Source organism: Microbulbifer maximicatervae (SeqCode), from assembly GCF_052468155.1.
On sequence record NZ_CP174335.1, the window covers coordinates 2,796,001 to 2,816,424 of the forward strand.

Below are 20,424 nucleotides of genomic sequence, written 5' to 3' on the forward strand. Positions count from 1 at the left end.
ATTCGAAGTGCGAATGCACTGGCAATGGGAGTTGACAGGTGAATGATATAGTCACTGTTGTAGGGCAGGGGTTATATCTCGCTGCCGCTGCAGTTATTGGACTGGGCATTGCAAGGATCTTACGTATTGATAATACACTTGGCTGCCTTGTCGCAGGAGTGCTGGCGGCTTTGCTACTTCCCATAATTGACTATGATACAGGTTTGCGTGCAACCAGTATCAGAGAGCTGGTATTCTTTGTTATTTTACCGGTATTAATTTTTGAGTCCGCCTGGCAGCTGGAACCCAAAGTCTTAAAGCGCTGGATTGGACCTGTACTGTTATTCTCTACACTCGGTTTGGTTATTTGTGCAGTTCTTATTGCAGCAATTACTTATTACGGCATTGGTCATCCGGAGGGTTTTCCTTGGGTAGCGGCCATGCTAACCGGGGCTATTTTAGCGGCTACTGACCCTGTTTCTGTAGTTAATAAGTTGCGTCAGGAAAAAACGGGAGAAGATCTCTTAACCTTGGTGGATGGAGAGAGCCTCTTCAATGATGCTGCAGCTGTAGTTCTCTATTCGTTAGTATTAGGGCTAGCTACCTATGGTATCGTTGAAAGCTCATCGATGGGGGCTGCAGCCCCTTCGTTGGACGCGACTTCAGTGACACTATATTTTTGCATGGTATTTTTCGGTGGTGTTGCGATTGGGCTTATTTTTGGCTTGATAACCACTCTTGTCATATTGTTTCTGCGATCTCCCAGTGCGGCTTTAATGACTTTAGTAATCGCTGCATTTGGTAGCTTCTATTTGGCGGAAAGTATTTTTCATGTGTCAGGTATCATTTCGGTAATGATATGTGCAATTGTTGCTCGAGCGTGCTTAAGCAAGCAAAATAGCACCTATTTAATTCATGCGGGTCCAACCTGGGAGTGGATGGGGCTGTTTTTTACCGGTATTATTTTTGTGATTATGGGATTGGTGATTACTTTTGAGATGTTTACCCACCAATGGCTGGCGATGGTTATTGCTACAGCAGCTGCTTTAGGAGCTAGAGCATTATCTGTATTCTTAGTGGCACCTCTGACTCGCTTTGTTGGCCCCCCGATACCGAAATCCTGGCGTCTATTAATGAGTTGGGGCGGGCTGCGAGGGGTTATTGCGGTCGCTCTGGTGCTTTCTCTTCCAGTTGAATTGCCCTATTGGTGGACAATTCAATCTATGGTATTTGGCGTGGTCCTTTTCTCCTTGTTGGTACAGGGGACTACCAGTGGCCGCTTGATTCATAAATTAAACCTTTGAGCTAAGGTTCCAAGTCATACAGCCTTTAGGCTAATAGCGGTTGGGTTATCAGCAATTAACCACACAGCGACAAGAAGCAGACTGAGTGCAAAAAGCTTGTTTTGCAGATTTCTATTTTTATCGCTGATAAGTGCTTTCGATAAGGTCCGACCAAAAGCGATCCATGAGAAATGTGTTACAAAGTTGAGTATGGTGATCATAATAATCAAGGTGATAACACTGCTTTCATTGCTCTCCTCTTGCTTTGGTGCGAATACAGAGAACATAGTAATTACTATCATCCAAGCTTTAATGTTCATACTTTGAATCAGCATTCCCTGCCAAATACTTACCGATTTAGTGGTAGTTTTTCCAGGCTTTCTATTAGGCTTTATAAAAACGTAAGCAAGGTAAATTAAGTAGATGGCACCAGTCCACTGTAAGATGGTCATTACCATAGGGTAGTGAATTAGCCAGCTCATAAATCCGAAGCCAACCAATAAGGCCTTCATTAGAAATACAATGTCTATGCCTGCCAGTAAAGGTAAGGAGCGACGAATACCCAAGCTGGCTCCGGCTGCTGCAAAGGTGATATTGGCAGGTCCCGGGCTAAAAATTAGTGGGAACATTACTGCCAGCCAGGCTAATAGAAATTCTAAGCTCATATATATTACTCATGTCGTAGAAGAGATATCGCTATGAGAAATGGTTCACACCGTTTAACGGTGCGCTTTGTTTTCCCAGAGATAGGTGAGCTTAGAGAGAGTAGAAGGAAGGTTCTTGTACAAAATTGCGCTGTGCAGACTTCAAGTAGCGAGCAGGTGTGATACCGAATGCACGCTTGAAATTTCGACTCAAGTGGCTCTGATCAAAAAACCCACAGTCGATAGCCACCTCAGCCACCTGGGCTCCCGTACGAAATAATGCGCGGGCCCTTTGGGTTTTTAGGAGGATTAGGAATTGATGTGGAGGAACGCCAAACTGGGCATTAAAACTACGAATTAGCTGATATCGACTCATGCCAGTTAATTGGCACAACTCATCCAGTGTCACATTTCTTTGCCAGTTTTCCTGTAAATAAGCACGGGCCTTCAAGACTCCCTGTTTGTTAGACGATGCCTTCGGGTAGATCTTTTGGTCGCCGTGACGGGCAAAGAGCTGGCTAATTGCCAGGGTGAGTAGAGAGTCTGTTGAAAGGGATAAAGCGTTCATTTCAAGACTGCTATGTAGCTTGTAGAGAAGCTGAAAAAGCTCAGGATCATCCAATAGTGGCCCTTTCAAAAATGGTACGGGTGTTTGATTCAGCAGAGTGTGTTCTCTGAGGGTTTCCTCAATAAGCGCCGTGTCAAAGTAAAACATACGGTAGTACCAACCGGAGTCACTTCCGGAAAAACCGGTATGAATCTCCCCTGGATTAAGCGCAGCAAGGGTTCCCTGAGGAATAGTCACTGTTTCACCGCGATAATCGAGCTTTTCTACGCCAGAAAGGAAGAGTCCAATAGCGAGTTCATCATGCCAATGCTTGGCAAAGGAAAACTTATGGAAGTAGGCGTGAAAAAGCTCTATGCCGCAATGACTCGGACTTCGCCAAGCCTTAGAGAATTCCTTTCGCACTGATAACCCTCGTATGATAAATAACCATCACTTTACAGAAAGAAAGGGTGGTAAGGCAAAGTTACAGATAGGAGAGTGACAACTGAATAGTGGATAATTTTGAAGTGGTACTTTTGATGTCGAGTGCCTTTGTTTGGTAAGTATTTATCTTGCGAAATATATATTGCCCATTCTTACTTCATAGATCACTGGTTTTATCCTGCCCGTGTACCAGCCAGGACTTGAAACCATTGTTCCGTCCAAAGAAAACCAACCACCTTTACCCTCCTCAACGAAGGCACATTTATTCCCATTTGAATAAACTCCTGGCTTGTATCTGATCAATCTATAGTACTCGGAGTCATCATATTTAACAGAAGCTTCCAGTACCACAGGATCACCTGTAGCAGAGGAAATATAAATAAAGACTGGCAATTCATCTCGCCCAAATAATTTTGGCTTATCTACCAATAAGTTATCTATTGGCACAACTCTAAATTGATTTTTCCTTGCGTAATCTACAGGTTTATTTGATCTGAATACAATTGACATATAGAAAACTATACCTGTTAGGAAAATAATTAAAGTGATTTTGGTTAGGATTTTTCTTCGAATTTTATTCATATTGCTTAACGCCATGACTTTGGATCCCGTGAAGAGGCAAGTTTTTAATTTAAGCCTTCGAAGCCCAAGAATGGAGATCCAGCCCTCATAGTAGGTGGCGTTGACTAGTCTTGTAAAGTGTAACGATGCTACTTGAGTAATTTCATTACTAGCATGACCCTCTTTTTTGTAGATGGCTCCTTAAGAAAGCCTATGATAGGCTGGAAACGATTTTCTTATATATTAATAACCGATCACCTTACCGAAATTTAACGCTTTCGATAAGCGGTTTCTGGAAAGTGGGGTGAGTTGTTCTTTGCCAGGTACTCCTCAAAAGTCCAATACTGTACCCCCTGCATTTCTCTCTCAAGCTCATCCATATCATTGGGTCCAATATCACTCGGAAACGGTTTTGAAAGCATCGAGCGTACTTGCGCTAGCCTGTCACTTACCCTTGCACTCTGAAAATAATCAATAATTTCATCCTTCCACGCCTCTTCACCAAACTCGTGGTGTACTTTATTCATTTGATCCAGTGAGACCACGAATTCATTGATATCTCTAAGAACCGACAGGATCTCTTCTTTGCTATATATTAGTTCATCCACTATAAAGGTCTCTTTCTATAAGTCTTAAATGGGCGGCCGAGCAATCTGTTGTGAAGTCACGCCCGACTTGATTATTAGATTAAATTTCGTATATCAGTCCTCGCGGGCAATAGTCAAAAGACAAATCGCCAAGAGTAAGGTTGCAAGAACACCCGATGCTCCAGCAACGGAAGAGGGTAAATAGGAATCACGTCCAAACGTAACCGAAATAGCATTAGCAAACATTGCAATAACGCCAACTGAGGCAGTCAAACCTCCCAGCACTTTGGAGCTCCCATTCATTTTGGCAACCCCAAAAATAAGAGCAGCAAAGCCCAGCAAAAATTTCGCCGCGTAATAGATCATAAATGAAAAAGCCACAACGGCCCCCGCTGCAGCTCCAAGCGCCTCTAATTGGCTAGCGACCTCCCGAAATGGCATAAACATAGTGGCGCCAATGCTAACTTGCACCACATTGAATACAGAGCTGAATGCAATAGCGGACCACCCTACATGGTGGTTTTTAGTCTGCACCATGGCCGCTCCAGCAAAAGCTGAAAGAATGGTAAACAGCAAGCCCTCCAGCCCCCAGAAAAGTTGCCGTGAGGGGTTAATCTCTGCAACATACAGCATGGTAAAGAGTGCCTGTGTAACTACTAGCGCCAACAGCAGAAAAGCTATGATTTGGATATTTCGCGCATTGGTGAACTTCATAGTTAGATGCCTTGTATTATCTATATATGGATCTTGCTCCTAAAGATAGGGGTTGGCCTTATTTATTTTATATCGAAATATTGGGATATGCGGCTTTCTCGAACCTAACTATATATTTATATCGGGTTATAGGAAAGCAAGCGTCCCCAACGAAAATTTTTAGATTATATGTGTCAAAGTCTACTTTTTAGGATCGGACCTCGCGATTGAGGTCGCATCATAGCTTGGCAAAATGGTTGTGAAAAAGAAGCGATTGGAAAAAAGAGCAATTTCTTCATTTTATTATCATATTGTTAAATGGATATGTGAATGGTATTAGTATAACTATCTACGCCTAAAGATCTGCAAAGAGAGCTCGAAGTGAAGTGTAGCCCGTCTAGTCCGTATGTTTTTCAAGTGATCATGCTGTTGCTGTTTGTTACGTGTTTAGCCAATTTGACAGACGTTGATAATTGAAGCAACTAAAACTATAAAAATAACTAGAAGCTATTCCATGACTTCTTTAACGTAATTAACATACATGCAACATAGAAAAAGCACGATAAGTGGACAAATATCGCTCCCTTCTAACAACCAAACGGCGGTAATTTACTAGCCACATGAAATCTGCTTAACTTTCCAACGGAGGGCATACCTTCTGAGCCTTCTACCATCCTGCCTTGAGGCTTTTTTCCTATTAATCCTGTGTGACCAGATAAGGTCAATTCCAGGACACAATAGACTATCTCGAAGAGGATCAGAGTCCGCCGCCTTACCATAAACTAAACGATGAATCTTTCAATTTTTATATGTAACATCAAGTAATGGGTGTAATAACTTTACTTCTGCTGGTGAGGCCGAAGTAATGGTGCCTCTCAGTTAAGCAAAGACTATTGATCTAACAGCCCCAGGAATCTTCTCCATGCCTGTAACCAAACACCTTGCTCTTCCCAAAGTTGAAGCCTTCTCCAGCATGTACTCGGTGATGGATAGTATGTAGGAGGATCTTTCCATCGTGCTCCAGAACGTAAAACCCACAGGATGCCTTTAAAACAAGCTCGATTATCAATGGGTTTTGGACCTCCCTTTTCTCGTTTTAACTTAGAAAGACAAGGTTCGATCAATTTTCATTGACCATCGGCTAACTCTGACTTGAATCGGCTCACTATTGCTGCACTTTTTCCTTGTAATTGCGTGAAAATGGCAGATTTCAAGTTATGAAACAGCCTCTAATATTGTTAAGTCCATTTGCTGGCAGCTGGGGAGGCATACTATGCGAAGAAAAGGAATCCTCGGAAATTATTATTGGATTGAGGATAATGAGGTATATCTAGCAGATATTTTTTTGAAATTTTTCCTTTGATTTAAGGCTTTAGGGCTATAAATACCTCCTTTGATTCAGATGTTCTTGGTAGGAAACCTATGAGGCTCACTAAAGAAGATATCAGTTTGGGCTGGCATACGAGTAATCGGCGAGCTGTTTCGCCCATCATTAGTGAGCCAAATTTCGAATCATTCCTTTTTACGGACAGCTACGATGAGTGGTACTTCTTCAGGGAGGCACCAAAAAAGTTTGATGCTGTAGCCCTCTGTAACTATCTGGGAATTTCCCTTGGAAGAGCGGATGAGTTTAATTTTGAGGGCGGTTGCGATCTTATTGCAGCACTATCCGAGTATCAGCCTGTTGCCGTAGCTAGTTGGAATGATTCATTTTCTTACTATCTAGTTAATGAGGAGCCAAAGAGTTTCTCTCGTAAAATACAAACACCTAGTAGGCCAGCTTCGAATTCTTAGAATCTATGTATTAAACATAAAGAATCTGAAAAATCTTGGTAGAAATATCGTAAGTGTTTTCTAATGAAAACCCTGAAGGTTTAGGAATAATTGCCAAAGGTAACTTGCTACGGGGCCCATTGGATTAGAAGCTTGTCTTGCCACGCGTACTTCCAGTTCTTGCGGTTTTGGGATCCCTTCCACTGCAATGGGAGATAATAAGCCCTGTTCAAGCTCCGCTTCTATCATATGTTCTGGTAGCGTACCCCAACCCATACCTTGAAGAATAATTTCTTTTTTAGCCGGAAAATCGTTGACTTTCCATTGATCGCCCCCTTCAAGCACCCCGTAGGTTTTAGTGGATGACTTCCTACCACTGATGATCACCTGGGGATGGTGTAGCATAATCTGCCTTGGGATTTCCTCGTATTGGGTAAGTAGGGGAGAGTTGCCAGCGATCACAGAAACGAATTTCATATTCATCAGTTGAATAGACTCAAGCTGGTCGTGGGTTTCTATCCACGGAATAATAGCTAAGGAAACCTGGCCAGCCTCCAATAGGTCCAGTGGCCCAAGGCCATTTTCGGAGTAAACCTCCAGGCGTGTTCTTGGATATTCAACTTTACACTGGCGGATTGTATTGAGAATCGGGCTAATTGGTATAGCGGAAGTAAATGCAATACCCACTGCCAGTTCTTCTCCTGCGACTAACTGTTTTGCTAAGTTCTCAAACGAATAGACTTCAGCTAATACGTGTTTGGATTGCTCATACAGGGCCTTGCCTTCAGCTGTGAGTGTGCTCCTGTATTGGTCTCGATCAAACAGTTGTAGATTGAGGTCTGCTTCTAATTTTTTGATGGCGGCGCTTATAGTGGGTTGTGTTCGGTGAAGTGTCTGAGCAGCAGCTTTTAGCGAGCCCCCTTCAACTATTGCCTTTAAATATCGTAATTGTTCCAAAGTCATAGTGGCGTGAGTTTAGAGAAAATATAGGTAAGTTTCTGATGCAGCATATTTGAGGATCTTAAACTGAAAATAGCCATTAACTGGCTTTCTTTTATGAAGCATCTTTTTTTGTTGTGCTGACAACATGAGTAATCTGCACTTGATACCATTTGCCAGTGCTTGCAAACTGGACAACATCAACACCGCTGATCATTTTGAATGAGCAGCTTTTACGTAAACCAGTTATTTGTTTTTCTTCTACCAACAGAAGCTGGGAGTCTGCGTGCACCTTTTTACTTCATGCCTGCGCAGTATCATCACCCGATATCAGCTAAACCAACTTGTTAGGTAAAAGCTAACAAGAACTTAGATTATAGTTAATATCATTAACTTAAGTCTAACTTTATCCTTATCTCCTTATCAAGAAGTGACCTGTTCGTGAGGCATTGCGAGCGGTCGCGCTTTATCCAAACAGCTGAACGATATTGAGGCGAGTTATGATCAAACGGACAGACGTGTTAATCGTTGGTGGAGGCTTTGCTGGTGTTTCTGTGGCCCAAAAGTTAGCTAAGCAGGGTATGCAGGTGGTATTGGTTGACCGAAAGGACCATTTTGAAGTGACCTTTGCCACATTACGTAATGCGATAGCGCCTAACTTACTGACTGCTAATCCACGTAAATATTATCGTGACTTTATTCAGAGCGATTTTGTTCAAGCAGATGTGGTTTCCATGGATGAGCGGATAGCAAAGTCATCGAATGGATTAGAGATCCACTTTAAGCAGGCAGTTATCGCGACAGGCAGTCGCTACCCAACCTTGCCGATAGCTAAATCTACATCAGCTTATACAATTTCCGAGCGTGAGCAAGAAATGCGGAATGAGCAAAAAATACTGGCGAAATCTCAGTCAGTTTTGATTGTAGGAGGGGGTACCGTTGGCGTGGAGCTAGCAGGGGAAATTAGCAGCGCTTATCCCAATAAATCCGTGACGTTAGTCCATTCTAAAGATGTACTACTTGGCCATCTTAAGCCTAAAGCCCAGAACAAGGCGCTAGAACAGCTTGAGGCTAAGGGGGTTAGCGTACACCTCAATACTCGGCTAATTAAGGAGGGTGCTATCTACCGTTCATTAGATACTCAGGAAATCTTCGAGGCAGACTTGGTTTATGAATGTACCGGTATGCTGCCAAATACCGAATTTCTAAAAAAGGAATTAGCCTGTGTGTTAGATGAGAAGGGATTAATTAAAGTAGACGAATACATGCGGGTTAGGGGTTATTCTAACCTTTATGCGATAGGTGATTGCTCTACTCTGGATGAAAATAAGCACGGCTATATAGCAAACGTTCAAGGAGGCATCTTAGCGGGCGTTATCATTAAGACTTACCCACGTTTAGTAGACACCCTGTATAGTTAGGTTTAGGCCTAACACGGAGGTGTATCATGGGTAAGAAAAGAACTCAGGCGTATACGGAGGAGTTCCGCAGAGAAGCAGTTAAGAGAGCGGAAAAGCCTGGAGCAACAACGGCTTCTGTGGCGCGAGAGCTAGGCGTCAGCGCACAGCAGATCTACAACTGGCGTCGTCAATTTAATCGACTGTCTGATAAGCAGTTCAATAGTTTAGACGGTGTCGACTATTCCAAACAGGAAAGCGCTGAAGTTCGCAAACTCAAGAAGGAGCTGCATGAAGCTCGTCAGGAGGTTGAGTTTCTAAAAAAGGCAGCTGCGTACTTTGCGAACCACCAAGAGTAAAGTACGCATTGATACAAGAGCATGTAGGGTCATTCCCGGTTAGCTTGATGTGTCGGTGTTTAGAAGTCTCAAGATCGGGTTATTATCGATGGCGGGGGCGATTGCCATCTGCTCGCACGATTAGAGAGATACGAACAATCGAGAAAATCCGAGAGACGTTTGCTGAGTTTAAAGGTCGTTATGGCGCGCCTAGAATTGCTTGCGAGCTTCAAGAGTTAGGTGAGCCATGCTCGCGGAACTACGTCGCTAAGCTTATGCAACAGGAACATATTAAAGCGAGAAACGGCAAAGGCTTTCGATATAGTCAGCCCGTGGAGGGGAGCATTAACGTCTCCGCCAACTTACTTAAGCGTTGCTTTGATGTGGATCGACCAAATTGCCGCTGGACCAGTGACATTACGTATATCTGGGTTCTGGATAGGTGGCTATACCTCGCGGTAGTTATGGATCTGTACTCTCGACGTATTGTAGGTTGGGCATTCGACTCGCAGATGACCGATGAATTGACACGTCGAGCATTGAAAATGGCCCTAGAGCGACGACCAATAAAGCCTGGACTGCTAGTTCACTCTGACAGGGGTGTGCAATATCGATCGCAGAAATACCAGGATCTCTTGTCCGAAAGCAAGTGCAAGCCGAGCATGAGTCGCCAGGCTAACTGTTGGGATAATGCGGCAATGGAATCATTCTGATCCTACCCACCAACAACGGACACACCACTAAGCGACTAGTTGTTCCTCAAACGCCTCAGGGCTGAGATAGCCATTGGCGCTGTGTAAGCGATTTCGATTGTAGTCTATTTCTATATACTCAAATACGGTTTCCCGCATGAGGCACCTTGTAGGAAAGCGGTTACCATGGATTACTTCTACCTTAAGTGAGTGGAAGAACGTTTCTGCGCAGGCGTTATCATAGCAGTTACCTTTGGCGCTCATGCTGCACCGCAGATCATAAGCTGTAATTAAAGATTGATAATCTTTAGAGCAATATTGGCTTCCCCTGTCAGTATGCACGATAACATTTGTAGGTTTCTTACGTCGCCATAAAGCCATTTGAAGGGCGTCACAGACCAATGTAGCTGTCATCGTTTCTGACATCGCCCAACCAATAACCAGCCGACTATATAGGTCTATCACTACAGCCAGATATAACCAACCCTCTTCTGTTCGTAGGTAGGTAATATCCCCGACCCATTTCTGATTCGGCGCTTCAGTATTGAAGTTCTGCTCGAGCAGATTTGGGGCCACTGGCAGACCATGTTTTGAGTAGGTTGTGGCTTTATATCTCTTGGCGGCTTTAGCCCGTAGGCCCTGTCGACGCATGCTGGCAGCAACTGTTTTTTGATTATATTTACTCCCCTCACTGGCCAATTCCCTCGTCAGGCGAGGGGCGCCACTACGTTCTTTACTGGCTATAAAGCGCTGCTGTACCAAACCATCAAGCTCCATTTGGTACTGCTGGCGCTTGGATTGATCGGCCGATCTTGACACCCAATCGTAAAACCCACTGCGAGATACGCTCAATACCTTAGCCATCGCTTTGATGCTGAACTTATGCCTGTGCTTTAGCATGAAGGCGTACCTCATTTCAGGCTCTTTGCAAAGTACGCTGCGGCCTTTTTTAAGATCGCCAGCTCCTCTGCCTGCTCAGCCAGCTGCCGCTTAAGGCGAGCATTCTCTGTGGCCAGCTCTCTCTCGGCATCCCCTCGGCTCTGATGTAACTTAGCCTTGCTTCGCCATCCGTAAATCTGGGAAGGATGTAACCCAAGCTGTTTAGCGGCAACGCTTACCCCTACCTTGACCGCCAGTGCTAGGGCATCTTTTCTATATTCCTCTGAGTATTTTTTACGAGTGGTTTTGGTTGATTTACTTGATCGTGTCATAGGGCACCTCTGCTGCGTAGTTTATCGCTTAAGAGAGTGTCCGTCTTTGGTGGGTAGGATCATTCTTTAGCAGGCTAAAAGTCGAGCTGGTCTATGCCAGAACATTCGAAAGCGAAGAGCAAGCAAAATCTGAGGTGTTTGAATACATTGAGATTTTCTACAATAGGGTTCGTAGGCACTCTGCATTGGGCTATGTAAGTCCAGCAGAGTATGAGCGAAAATACGTATAGTTAGAGTGTCTACTTTTTGTGGGCAAGACCACATTAATCAAGCCAAAGGTAAAAAGGTTACGCCTTATAAAACACCTAGTTATGCCATTGTTACGCCGACCGGTACAGAGACAGGTGTAGCTCAAATGCCCTTTGGTGTTTTTACTTCAAAGCTATTTGTTAACCTGAAACAAAAAGACATGGGGATAGGCCACATGCTTAAAGCGAGCGGTACAACTCCAGACTTACTTAGCTAGAGCTTTTTGGTATACAGTAGAGTACCTCTAATTAAAATCTACCAGTCTCTAAGGTTTCTCTGAATGGACATTCTCACTGACCATTGAAAATCAAGTAAGAGGTAGTCCAGATACTAGCCATACTTGCCAGATGCGTATGAGGCGGCATAGAGGTGTTACTGCCATTAGTAGTAGTTTATTTACGTAGTTAGGTTCCCCGCCTGAATTTATTACAGGAAATTAGAGGGCCTTTTCTTCTTAATTTGCGGTATTGCGTATTTACGTTCTTCAACGTAATGTTTGTGCCGAAAGCATGAGAATGTTAGAAGTGAGTCCCGGCTCTTATGGGTTTCTACTAGGTACCCGTAAGAGCTGCGAAGGTCCCAAACTCATGGAAGGCTCCTTTCATGTGATGAATATTTTTCATAGGCTGTAATCTCAATGGGAAATTGAGCATAGGTAGGAGGTCTGTATGTTTATAGGAGAGGTGTCAAGAAGGACGAATCTCACTGTAAAAGCGATAAGATTTTATGAGGAAAAAGGCCTCATTGCCGTTCCTAAAAGGCAGGGCAGATATAGAGTCTATACGGCAGAAGATGTTGAAATTCTTACTTTGATCTCAGAAGCCAAAGTACTTGGGGTGACTTTGGCTGAGTTGAAGGATGTTATTCGGTACCATAATGGAGAGGTTGATTGGGCTCGAATCAGCGTTTTTCTGAAGAAAGTAAAAAGGAAAATTGAGGCTGAATTGGAATCACTTTCTAGTAAAGCTGAAAAGGTTGATCAGTGTATTGCTTCTATAGATTCCTGCCATAAAAGTCTTGACTCTCCCCTTAAGGGGAGACGGTAGACTTTTCATCATGTCTTTAAGCAATAGTATGACACGATGAAAAATATCCTACTTTTAAATGGCAATCCAAAGAAGAACAGTTTTGTTAAGCTGTTGAGCGATGTCTATGAGTCTGAGGCAAAGAAGCAGGCAAATGTTCGGCGATATAATCTGTCGGAAATGGACTTCAATTCGAATTTAGAGTTTGGGTACGATGACTATCAAGTATTGGAGGATTGTCTATATGAATTTCAAGAGGCTCTTAAATGGGCACAGCATATTGTTGTGATGTCGCCTATTTGGTGGGGCGGATTGCCAGGAAAGCTCAAAGGCTTGATTGATCGATCTTTTCTTCCCGGAATTACCTTTAAATTTGAGAGTGGTAGTGCAGAACCGATACAACTTCTTAAAGGCAAAACATCAAGAATAATTTTGACAATGGATGCCCCTACAGAATATTTAGAAGAACAAGCAAAGCCAGTATTAGAGCAGCTTGATCGATTTACTCTTCAATACTGCGGCTTCTCGAAAGCAGAGGTTAGTTTATTTGGTTCAATGATTATGTCTGATAAGAATCAACAGGACTCCTGGTTGAAAACTGTTAAAGCACTTGGTGCTAGCTGTATTTAGCCTAGAACAAATCAATCTATGTTAGTTATGACTTCCTAACGACAACCAATTCACTTGACGATACCTTAACTTCAATAGTTATGATTATTGGCAACAAATCCTGTATAAAAGCCATTTACCCTATGGAACTTTCGGGGAAAATTTGACAGTCTCTGGGCTTATCGAAGATGAAGTCTTTATCGGTGACCAATTTAGCATAGGCGATTGTCTCCTTGAGGTAAGTCAGCCAAGAATTCCATGTTTTAAACTCAATATGGCTTTAGATAATGATAATACCGTTAAATTATTTAAAGATTACTTCAACACTAGTGTGTATTTTAGGGTGCTTGAGGAAGGTTATATAGGACAAGAAAAAAACTAAGTAAAGTTGCTGAGGCACCTGGTTCTGTCAGTGTAAATACCATGTTTAGAGCCTTATTTGATAAGGGGTATGCTTTTAGCAAACAAGTACTTGAGGCCGTCCATCAATTGCGGCCCCTCTCCCAAGAGTGGCGAGAAAAAGTGGAAAGACGCCTGAAGAGGATTGATTAGATAAGCAGTTTTGTGATGGCTCGTAAGACCTTCCTGTTTGTACCTTTGGTCAATGGCGCTAAAGCATTATGCCTGCACTTCAGATTGATTCGCACTGCCAAGATGCACAGCCTTGCCCCCTAAATGTATTACGTCAAGTTGCTTGAGCAGATTCCTCACTGTCAATCCGTTGAGGGTTATGAGCCACTGCTACCTTGGGGCATCCAACTTGAGAGAGTGGAGTGGCCATTAATAGTTAACGCCTTTAAGTTCTGATAATTATTTCAAATCTGCTTTGAGCGCATTGATACCGTGCTTGCCAAGAACACATTTCACAAATACGCTTTACTAAGTACAGTCCTTGCCCCAAGCCGGAACTATGTTTGTTTTTTGCACTTTCAGTAAAAGGATCTTTTATCAACTTCTGCTGAATCTCATCAATATTATTCGAAAAATGTAAATTTCCTTGTGAAAATTTAATGCTCAATTTATGGTCGCTGGCGTAATGATCTGCATTTTCTATGAGGTTAGTAAAAAGGTGCAGCAACAAATTTTCATTAGCTCGCACCTTTTCTTCAGCAGAAACCTGAAGTTCAAAAGTTAAAAGGCTATCAGGGCTTGCTTGTACATGATTTAATATCGATTTTTCAAGTACAAACAATAAGCTTACCTCCTGGCGTTCCAGTGACTCCTGCCTTGCCAGAGCCAGCAGAGTTGATATAGTTCTTTGCATCTCTGATGAAGATTTTTGTAGCCTCTCAATCTCCATTAAAGATATTCTGCCAGTACCAGCTACCTTGCTAATAATATTACGTAATACACTCAATGGAGTTCTGAGTTCATGACTAATGTCCCGAGTAAAGTCGGACTCACGCTTTAAGATGACTTGTTTATACAATAAGGTATCTTCAAAAGTCTTTGCCAAATAACCTATTTCATCTTTAGGGTAAGCTCTGGCGAAGCCCGGCGAAATGGGCTGCTGCTTACTTCTTGAGATTGCATAAGCAAGAGATTGTAGAGGCTTTAAAGTATAACTTGATACCCAGAAGGCCAGCAATAAACCTAAAACTACGAGTAACACAAGCATCAATGATAGCCATATCGTTACTACTGGTAGAAAATCAGTACTAACTTCGTAAGCGGAAATGTCTGCAACTAATACCATTTCCAGCTCCCCCAGAATTACTGGTTTGATATGGAGAGTTGGGCCTCGATCTAATACAAATTCAACTCTTTCTGGATCTTGCTCTAGCAAAACAGGAATATTACCTGGCAAAGCACTTCTACTTCCATACAACTGAATAAACTGCAATCTTGGAGTTGTAATTTCTCCTGATGATTTATAGACCTCCTTGAGATATACAGCCTCATTATTGACTAATCTATTAAAAATAATATCTTCTACTACCCAAGCATAAGCCACTATTACAAGACTATAAAGCAAACCCAAAAAAATTGAGTAAATTGCAATTAAATACAAGGTGCGCTGCTGTATGCCTTTCTTTGGCCACTGAGCTGGGTTATTCATATGGCACATCTAATTTATATCCAACCCCATGAATATTTTTTAGCATGTTATATGAAAAAGGCTTATCCAATATACTTCTCAATATATAGATATGTGATCGTAATACATCACTATCAGGAAAATTGTCTCCCCAAATTCTACTTAATAGTTCAGAGCGGGTCATAGCTTGAGGGAACGCCTTGGCGAGTAACAATAGTAGTTTGAAGTCTGTACGACTGAGCTTTAGAGTCTGCCCTCGGCGGGTAGCTTTATGCTGGCGTATATCAATACACAATTCTCCAATATTAAGGATTTGAGATCGATAAAGGTTATGTCGACGATATAAGGCCTTACACCGCATAGCCACCTCTTCCAATGAAAATGGCTTGGTTAGATAATCATCAGCACCAGCTTCAAAACCAATCCCTTTGTCATAAATACTATCTCTAGCGGTGAGCATCAACACCGGGGTATTCACTTCATAATTAGTTTTGATCTGTCGGCATAACTTAATACCATCAATATCAGGCAACATTAAGTCCAGCAATACTACATCATATTGATGTTGTTGAAACAGGCTATACCCCATCTTGCCACTACTGGCATAGTCTACCTGGAACAGTTGTTGCTCTAAAAAGTCGCACACCTGGCAAGCGATGTCTGTATTGTCTTCAATTAATAAAGCTGTCAGGCTCATGATTACCTCTTAGTCAGCACTATTTCGTAAAGATAACACTTTGTTGATGGCCAAATCATATCCGGCAGCGATAGCTTCTGCATTCGGAGTTACTGGGATATCTGGTATTACACCGCTAACTTTATCGTCCCCATTGGGCCTTACCAGCTTGCGTGTAGTGATATAAGCCCTCAATTGTGAATGTGGCAAATTAAACAAGTTACCTTGCGCAGTTTGGTTAGAGTAGCCTTCCGTTTTTTGACCAATCAATGTAGCAAATCGATGATCTTGAGCCGCACTAGAAAATACGATAGCAGCAGAATAAGTAACCGGGCTAATCAGTATATAAACTTCTCCTTCAAATAAGTTATTATTATCTATGGGGCGGTGCCATTCATCCCAGTCGTGTTGAATCAATTCTCCAGCTTTTCCCTTATAGTTAAAAAGCCCTCGATTTTGTTGATTCAATTTTTCTGTCATATAAGAAATCATACGAAACTCTTTGTGGGCAATATAGCTTAATAAATAGGTGGCACTATCAGTATTACCCCCTAAGTTTTCGCGCAAATCGATAATCAAGCATGTAATTTTTCTATTTTTGATATCAGTAAAAGCTTGATCGATAAACTCGCTAAACCAGTCCAATCCTACATCAAAGCTGCCTATATGAAGATAAGCAGTGTCATCTGATATGACTTTAAAATAGAAGTCCTGCCTGCCATTGATAATTTCATCTTGAAGGTGCCAGTTTTGTTTGGAAAGTAACTGGGTAGTATGATTGGATCGGCTCACAGGCTCCTGCCATTTCAATTCAAAATCGTCAATAAACCCAAAGACAGCCCATAACATTACACCAAACCGTTTAGTAATAATTTGCTCTCTTAGAAAGCGAGACTCCCCACCTGCAAACTTCTGCATATGATCCATCAAGGTTTGAATACTTTGACCATTAATTCCTGTAATTCTTGCCCCTGCCGGCACTGATTGCCTACCATTTATATATGTATTCTTTGTTACGATACTACCATCAGGAGTTAAAGTAACAGCCAATGGAAAGGGCTTTTTGCCACTGGCTATAAGTTTTTCATACTCCTGATAAGGCCATATCAGAAAAGAATGACCATCATTAAACTTGTGCGCCAGTTGCCCTACAACTCGATAGAAATGGAGTCGATTCATAGAATCAGAGATTTGTAGCTGTAAGTCTCTAACCGCTTCTTCCAGCTCCTGCAAATCGTTATAATGATCTAGTGCCGGATGTCTTTCTAAAGCCCCCAAGTAGAATGCCTCCACATCTTCTCGCATTTCAGCAACAGTTAATTTTTTTTCCAACAAAGAGCTGTCTGTTAACTCAGGAAAAATCTCTAGATGTGATGAGTTACAAGCAATAACCAATACTGAACTTACCAGAAAAAAACAAATTTGATATAACCTTTTCATTTCGAAAACTCAAGTTTGAAATGAGCAGCTTAACAATGGGGTTGTGAAGATTCTGTCAAGCTACGTAATAGCAAAGCTAGAAGCTATTCCATTAACTCAACAGGCCTAGTTAAACACCCAGTTCAACTTGCGTCAGCTAAAGGCAGGTAGTTTGTTTGGCATTGCATCTATGTTATTTGGGTAAGTTACAACCCCAGGAGCAGTTCTGGAAACCCAGCAAATAGAGTATTGACACCGGAGCTGATTAAATGTTGTAAATTCAATAGCTTGTCTAGTTATAGGAACTGGTCTTGCCCACAAAAAGTAGACACTCTAACTATGCGTATTTTCGTTCATACTCTGCTGGACTTACATAGCCCAATGCAGAGTGCCTACGAACCCTATTGTAGAAAATCTCAATGTATTCAAACACCTCAGATTTTGCTTGCTCTTCGCTTTCGAATGTTCCGGCATAGACCAGCTCGACTTTTAGCCTGCTAAAGAATGATTCCATTGCCGCATTATCCCAACAGTTAGCCTGGCGACTCATACTCGGCTTGCACTTGCTTTCGGACAAGAGATCTTGGTATTTCTGCGATCGATATTGCACACCTCTGTCAGAGTGAACTAGCAGTCCAGGCTTTATTGGTCGTCGCTCTAGGGCCATTTTCAGCGCTCGACGTGTCAATTCATCGGTCATCTGGGAGTCAAATGCCCAACCTACAATACGTCGAGAGTACAGATCCATAACTACCGCGAGGTATAGCCACTTCTCCAGAACCCAGATATACGTAATGTCACTGGTCCAGCAGCAATTTGGTCGATCCACATCAAAGCAACGCTTAAGTAAGTTGGCGGAGACGTTAATGCTCCACTCTACGGGCTGACTATATCGAAAGCCTTTGCCGTTTCTCGCTTTAATATGCTCCTGTTGCATAAGCTTAGCGACGTAGTTCCGCGAGCATGGCTCACCTAACTCTTAAAGCTCGCAAGCAATTCTAGGCGCGCCATAACGACCTTTAAACTCAACAAACGTCTCTCGGATTTTCTCGATTGTTCGTATCTTTCTAATCGTGCGAGCAGATGGCAATCGCCCCCGCCATCGATAATAACCCAATCTTGAGACTTCTAAACACCGACACATCAAGCTAACCGGGAATGACCCTACATGCTCTTGTATCAATGCGTACTTTACTCTTGGTGGTTCGCAAAGTACGCAGCTGCCTTTTTTAGAAACTCAACCTCCTGACGAGCTTCATGCAGCTCCTTCTTGAGCTTGCGAACTTCAGCGCTTTCCTGTTTGGAATAGTCGACACCGTCTAAACTATTGAACTGTTTATCAGACAGTCGATTAAATTGACGACGCCAGTTGTAGATCTGCTGTGCGCTGACGCCTAGTTCTCTTGCCACAGAAGCCGTTGTTACTCCAGGCTTTTCCGCTCTCTTAACTGCTTCTCTGCGGAACTCCTCCGTATACGCCTGAGTTCTTTTCTTACCCATGATACACCTCCGTGTTAGGCCTAAACCTAACTATCAGGGTGTCTACTAAACGTGGGTAAGTCTTGAACCTAACGCCCAGGGTTCTTTCTCCCAATCCAACCTCTAAACATCACTTACCAAGCCTCCCACCAAGGAAAGCGCTCTCACTTCAATAGGTAGAGATCTAGGTAAGTGTATTTCAGGCAATGTATCTAATTGAGCTGCACTTTCTACCAGATTGATGTCTATCTGGTAGAAAATGCAGCAGCCATTGGGACTAAAGTATCGCTCATTCTTAATCCCGCAGAATAAAAATTGATCATATGGTTGAGATTAGAAAATAGTACTCGTTGTTTCACAGTTTCCACCATCATTTATTTCTTTTGGGCAGACTTGTGGATTTACTTACAGCGGATAGGTGAATATCTGAGGGAGTATTTCTATAGGTTTAAGATCGTCGTTTCCCGATAACTCTCTCTGTAATTGGGGGCTCGGTGTGGATTGGCAATACAAAATGAGCCGCAAGGTCAGTATATATGGAGGGCAAAAGGGAGGTCCGAACCCTCGCTGTAGAGCCACTTTTGAGCATATTTCATACAAATAGCTGGCGGATCACACCTCTTCCCACAAGAATCAGGCAAAATTCATATGGACGTCAGGTGTTATAAAGACTGAATAGATACATTGGTTGCTTATTACTTCATATTTAAGCAAGGATATGTCATGAGGAACCTTTGTATTTCAATGGCTCTACTCTCACTGCTAGCCCTGAGTGTTAACAGTTATAGTCAGGATACACCGACAGTTCTTGAAGGGCCCTATCTTGGACAGAAACCTCCTGGGTTAACTCCAAAGTTATTCGCTCCTAATCCCTCGAAAGAGTATCGGGATTGGGGTGGCTACTTCACGCCTGATATGCAGGAGTACTACGTTACAAGAAGATATCACCAAAGTGGTGAGTCTTCGAAAGTTGTATTCAAGCTTGAGGGTAATCGTTGGTATGAATCGGAAGTGGCCTGGGGTGGCTCTATCTCACCTGATGGTCAAACAATGTATTCTAGAAATCGATATAGAGAACGCACTGACAATGGTTGGTCAGAACCTAAAAGCCTGGGGCCACTATTTGAAGACTTTCGTATCATGCGCCTTACGGCTTCTGCAAAAGGAACCTTTGTATTTGATGAAGTAGGTTCAAATGGAGATGGTATTCTTCGCTATTCGCGTCTGTTAGATGGTAAGCGTGAAGCGCCAAAACCTTTTGGAAAGCAGATAAATACAGGTAAATGGACTGCTCACCCGTTTATTGCCCCTGATGAGTCCTACATTATCTGGGATAGTGAAAGAGAGGGTGGATATGGTGATAGCGATATGTACATCAGCTTTCGCCAAAAAGATGGCTCATGGGGTGCGGCTATTAACTTCGGTGATAAGATCAATACGGAGGGGGAAGATGGTGGTGGATATGTAACACCTGATGGGAAATACCTTTTCTACTGCCGGCGTTGTACTCCACCGAATTTTGAAATAATGTGGGTAGATGCGGAGTTTATTGAGGCCCTTAGGCCTAAATAAAATTTACACTAAGCTACGCCTAGTTCTCTGTATCTATCATCATATTGCTAAATTTAAATTCTTTAATGATATTTCCGGTCTTCGCTATACATGAAGCCCCGGTTGATCCCGCAGCAACCTGTTAAGTTGTATAGAATCCTTTCACCAAGTAAGAAGGTGAGCACCACACCAAGTATGTGAGCGTTCACCTTTATGTGTTAGCCTCTATTAGCCACAAACTACCGAAAACTTGAAACAATGTTGATAGAAACCAGGTTAGGGAACCTCTG

24 protein-coding genes and 1 pseudogene are annotated in these 20,424 nt (G+C 42.6%); 11 read left to right on the plus strand and 14 right to left on the minus strand.

Annotated features, from left to right (window positions below; genetic code table 11):
- Positions 1 to 38 precede the first annotated feature (38 nt).
- A complete protein-coding gene (locus ACJJIY_RS12095) occupies positions 39 to 1,283 on the plus strand; it encodes a cation:proton antiporter (RefSeq protein ID WP_444905904.1) in 1,245 nt (414 codons plus the stop codon).
- A 14-nt stretch (positions 1,284 to 1,297) separates the two neighbouring features.
- Here the strand turns inward: ACJJIY_RS12095 and ACJJIY_RS12100 are convergent, their stop codons facing one another.
- The 6 genes from ACJJIY_RS12100 to ACJJIY_RS12125 form a co-directional block, all read right to left on the minus strand.
- Positions 1,298 to 1,927, minus strand: coding sequence for a LysE family translocator (locus ACJJIY_RS12100; protein ID WP_413664989.1), 630 nt, complete (start codon positions 1,925 to 1,927; stop codon positions 1,298 to 1,300).
- A 91-nt stretch (positions 1,928 to 2,018) separates the two neighbouring features.
- A complete protein-coding gene (locus ACJJIY_RS12105) occupies positions 2,019 to 2,876 on the minus strand; it encodes an AraC family ligand binding domain-containing protein (protein WP_445357993.1) in 858 nt (285 codons plus the stop codon).
- A 144-nt stretch (positions 2,877 to 3,020) separates the two neighbouring features.
- Positions 3,021 to 3,479: a hypothetical protein gene (locus tag ACJJIY_RS12110; RefSeq protein WP_444898040.1), complete on the minus strand. Its 459-nt coding sequence runs from the start codon at positions 3,477 to 3,479 to the stop codon at positions 3,021 to 3,023.
- A gap of 248 nt (positions 3,480 to 3,727) precedes the next feature.
- Positions 3,728 to 4,066, minus strand: a complete 339-nt coding sequence (locus ACJJIY_RS12115; RefSeq protein ID WP_444898039.1) for a hypothetical protein — start codon at positions 4,064 to 4,066, stop codon at positions 3,728 to 3,730.
- Positions 4,067 to 4,159: 93 nt separating this feature from the next.
- Complete coding sequence (locus tag ACJJIY_RS12120; RefSeq protein ID WP_444898038.1) at positions 4,160 to 4,759, minus strand: thiamine biosynthesis protein ThiC; 600 nt, start codon at positions 4,757 to 4,759, stop codon at positions 4,160 to 4,162.
- An 869-nt stretch (positions 4,760 to 5,628) separates the two neighbouring features.
- The gene (locus tag ACJJIY_RS12125; RefSeq protein WP_444898037.1) at positions 5,629 to 5,862 is read right to left on the minus strand and encodes a transposase; all 234 of its coding nucleotides are present in this window, start codon (positions 5,860 to 5,862) and stop codon (positions 5,629 to 5,631) included.
- Between the two features lie 298 nt (positions 5,863 to 6,160).
- Between ACJJIY_RS12125 and ACJJIY_RS12130 the strand changes: the two genes are divergently transcribed.
- Positions 6,161 to 6,532, plus strand: a complete 372-nt coding sequence (locus ACJJIY_RS12130; protein WP_445354722.1) for a hypothetical protein — start codon at positions 6,161 to 6,163, stop codon at positions 6,530 to 6,532.
- A 60-nt stretch (positions 6,533 to 6,592) separates the two neighbouring features.
- Here the strand turns inward: ACJJIY_RS12130 and ACJJIY_RS12135 are convergent, their stop codons facing one another.
- Together ACJJIY_RS12135 and ACJJIY_RS12140 are read right to left on the minus strand one after the other, a co-directional pair.
- Entirely contained in the window at positions 6,593 to 7,474 is an 882-nt protein-coding gene (locus ACJJIY_RS12135; RefSeq protein ID WP_445357994.1) for a LysR family transcriptional regulator, read from the minus strand.
- A gap of 91 nt (positions 7,475 to 7,565) precedes the next feature.
- A complete protein-coding gene (locus ACJJIY_RS12140; RefSeq protein ID WP_444933807.1) occupies positions 7,566 to 7,742 on the minus strand; it encodes a hypothetical protein in 177 nt (58 codons plus the stop codon).
- Positions 7,743 to 7,950: 208 nt separating this feature from the next.
- Here ACJJIY_RS12140 and ACJJIY_RS12145 point away from each other — a divergent pair, with 208 nt between their 5' ends.
- Genes ACJJIY_RS12145 through ACJJIY_RS12155 form a run of 3 tightly spaced genes read left to right on the plus strand, consistent with a single transcriptional unit; the run spans position 7,951 to position 9,898 of the window.
- On the plus strand, positions 7,951 to 8,871 hold the full coding sequence (locus tag ACJJIY_RS12145) for an NAD(P)/FAD-dependent oxidoreductase (protein ID WP_445357995.1): 921 nt from the start codon (positions 7,951 to 7,953) through the stop codon (positions 8,869 to 8,871).
- Positions 8,872 to 8,897: 26 nt separating this feature from the next.
- Positions 8,898 to 9,206, plus strand: a complete 309-nt coding sequence (locus ACJJIY_RS12150; protein WP_444895975.1) for a transposase — start codon at positions 8,898 to 8,900, stop codon at positions 9,204 to 9,206.
- 8 nt (positions 9,207 to 9,214) lie between these two features.
- Positions 9,215 to 9,898: an IS3 family transposase gene (locus ACJJIY_RS12155; RefSeq protein ID WP_444898033.1), complete on the plus strand. Its 684-nt coding sequence runs from the start codon at positions 9,215 to 9,217 to the stop codon at positions 9,896 to 9,898.
- Positions 9,899 to 9,925: 27 nt separating this feature from the next.
- Here the strand turns inward: ACJJIY_RS12155 and ACJJIY_RS12160 are convergent.
- A protein-coding gene (locus ACJJIY_RS12160) for an IS3 family transposase (RefSeq protein WP_444897071.1) occupies positions 9,926 to 11,088 on the minus strand; the annotation gives its coding sequence in 2 pieces (ribosomal slippage) (positions 9,926 to 10,830 and positions 10,830 to 11,088; 1,164 coding nt in all).
- Between the two features lie 53 nt (positions 11,089 to 11,141).
- Here ACJJIY_RS12160 and ACJJIY_RS12165 point away from each other — a divergent pair.
- The 5 genes and pseudogenes from ACJJIY_RS12165 to ACJJIY_RS12185 all read left to right on the plus strand — a co-directional run.
- Positions 11,142 to 11,318, plus strand: a pseudogene (locus ACJJIY_RS12165) (IS3 family transposase); the annotation flags it as partial.
- A 5-nt stretch (positions 11,319 to 11,323) separates the two neighbouring features.
- The gene (locus tag ACJJIY_RS12170) at positions 11,324 to 11,554 is read left to right on the plus strand and encodes a hypothetical protein (protein ID WP_444898032.1); all 231 of its coding nucleotides are present in this window, start codon (positions 11,324 to 11,326) and stop codon (positions 11,552 to 11,554) included.
- A 451-nt stretch (positions 11,555 to 12,005) separates the two neighbouring features.
- Positions 12,006 to 12,383 carry a MerR family transcriptional regulator gene (locus ACJJIY_RS12175; protein ID WP_444898031.1) on the plus strand — a complete coding sequence of 126 codons (378 nt, stop codon included), beginning with the start codon at positions 12,006 to 12,008 and terminating at the stop codon, positions 12,381 to 12,383.
- 36 nt (positions 12,384 to 12,419) lie between these two features.
- Complete coding sequence (locus ACJJIY_RS12180; RefSeq protein WP_445357996.1) at positions 12,420 to 12,992, plus strand: NAD(P)H-dependent oxidoreductase; 573 nt, start codon at positions 12,420 to 12,422, stop codon at positions 12,990 to 12,992.
- 100 nt (positions 12,993 to 13,092) lie between these two features.
- Positions 13,093 to 13,353: an MOSC domain-containing protein gene (locus tag ACJJIY_RS12185; RefSeq protein ID WP_445359666.1), complete on the plus strand. Its 261-nt coding sequence runs from the start codon at positions 13,093 to 13,095 to the stop codon at positions 13,351 to 13,353.
- A gap of 414 nt (positions 13,354 to 13,767) precedes the next feature.
- Here the strand turns inward: ACJJIY_RS12185 and ACJJIY_RS12190 are convergent, their stop codons facing one another.
- The 5 genes from ACJJIY_RS12190 to ACJJIY_RS12210 form a co-directional block, all read right to left on the minus strand.
- Complete coding sequence (locus ACJJIY_RS12190) at positions 13,768 to 15,030, minus strand: sensor histidine kinase (protein WP_444898029.1); 1,263 nt, start codon at positions 15,028 to 15,030, stop codon at positions 13,768 to 13,770.
- On the minus strand, positions 15,023 to 15,706 hold the full coding sequence (locus ACJJIY_RS12195) for a response regulator transcription factor (protein WP_444898028.1): 684 nt from the start codon (positions 15,704 to 15,706) through the stop codon (positions 15,023 to 15,025). The genes ACJJIY_RS12190 and ACJJIY_RS12195 overlap by 8 nt, the downstream gene beginning before the upstream one ends.
- Before the next feature lie 9 nt (positions 15,707 to 15,715).
- On the minus strand, positions 15,716 to 17,125 hold the full coding sequence (locus tag ACJJIY_RS12200; RefSeq protein WP_445357997.1) for a S41 family peptidase: 1,410 nt from the start codon (positions 17,123 to 17,125) through the stop codon (positions 15,716 to 15,718).
- A 316-nt stretch (positions 17,126 to 17,441) separates the two neighbouring features.
- Positions 17,442 to 18,041 (minus strand): IS3 family transposase, encoded by a 600-nt coding sequence (locus ACJJIY_RS12205; protein WP_445357998.1) that lies wholly within the window; start codon positions 18,039 to 18,041, stop codon positions 17,442 to 17,444.
- 254 nt (positions 18,042 to 18,295) lie between these two features.
- Entirely contained in the window at positions 18,296 to 18,604 is a 309-nt protein-coding gene (locus ACJJIY_RS12210) for a transposase (protein WP_444926030.1), read from the minus strand.
- 702 nt (positions 18,605 to 19,306) lie between these two features.
- Here ACJJIY_RS12210 and ACJJIY_RS12215 point away from each other — a divergent pair.
- A complete protein-coding gene (locus ACJJIY_RS12215; protein ID WP_444898026.1) occupies positions 19,307 to 20,155 on the plus strand; it encodes a TolB-like translocation protein in 849 nt (282 codons plus the stop codon).
- The last annotated feature ends 269 nt before the right edge of the window (positions 20,156 to 20,424 follow it).

Coding starts and splice junctions, on each gene's coding strand:
- ACJJIY_RS12100 (WP_413664989.1), bottom strand. CDS start 1,927: ATGAGCTTAGAATTTCTATTAGCCTGGCTGGCAGTAATGTTCCCACTA.
- ACJJIY_RS12110 (WP_444898040.1), bottom strand. CDS start 3,479: ATGAATAAAATTCGAAGAAAAATCCTAACCAAAATCACTTTAATTATT.
- ACJJIY_RS12120 (WP_444898038.1), bottom strand. CDS start 4,759: ATGAAGTTCACCAATGCGCGAAATATCCAAATCATAGCTTTTCTGCTG.
- ACJJIY_RS12130 (WP_445354722.1), top strand. CDS start 6,161: ATGAGGCTCACTAAAGAAGATATCAGTTTGGGCTGGCATACGAGTAAT.
- ACJJIY_RS12135 (WP_445357994.1), bottom strand. CDS start 7,474: ATGACTTTGGAACAATTACGATATTTAAAGGCAATAGTTGAAGGGGGC.
- ACJJIY_RS12145 (WP_445357995.1), top strand. CDS start 7,951: ATGATCAAACGGACAGACGTGTTAATCGTTGGTGGAGGCTTTGCTGGT.
- ACJJIY_RS12150 (WP_444895975.1), top strand. CDS start 8,898: ATGGGTAAGAAAAGAACTCAGGCGTATACGGAGGAGTTCCGCAGAGAA.
- ACJJIY_RS12175 (WP_444898031.1), top strand. CDS start 12,006: ATGTTTATAGGAGAGGTGTCAAGAAGGACGAATCTCACTGTAAAAGCG.
- ACJJIY_RS12180 (WP_445357996.1), top strand. CDS start 12,420: ATGAAAAATATCCTACTTTTAAATGGCAATCCAAAGAAGAACAGTTTT.
- ACJJIY_RS12190 (WP_444898029.1), bottom strand. CDS start 15,030: ATGAATAACCCAGCTCAGTGGCCAAAGAAAGGCATACAGCAGCGCACC.
- ACJJIY_RS12195 (WP_444898028.1), bottom strand. CDS start 15,706: ATGAGCCTGACAGCTTTATTAATTGAAGACAATACAGACATCGCTTGC.
- ACJJIY_RS12200 (WP_445357997.1), bottom strand. CDS start 17,125: ATGAAAAGGTTATATCAAATTTGTTTTTTTCTGGTAAGTTCAGTATTG.
- ACJJIY_RS12205 (WP_445357998.1), bottom strand. CDS start 18,041: ATGCAACAGGAGCATATTAAAGCGAGAAACGGCAAAGGCTTTCGATAT.
- ACJJIY_RS12210 (WP_444926030.1), bottom strand. CDS start 18,604: ATGGGTAAGAAAAGAACTCAGGCGTATACGGAGGAGTTCCGCAGAGAA.
- ACJJIY_RS12215 (WP_444898026.1), top strand. CDS start 19,307: ATGAGGAACCTTTGTATTTCAATGGCTCTACTCTCACTGCTAGCCCTG.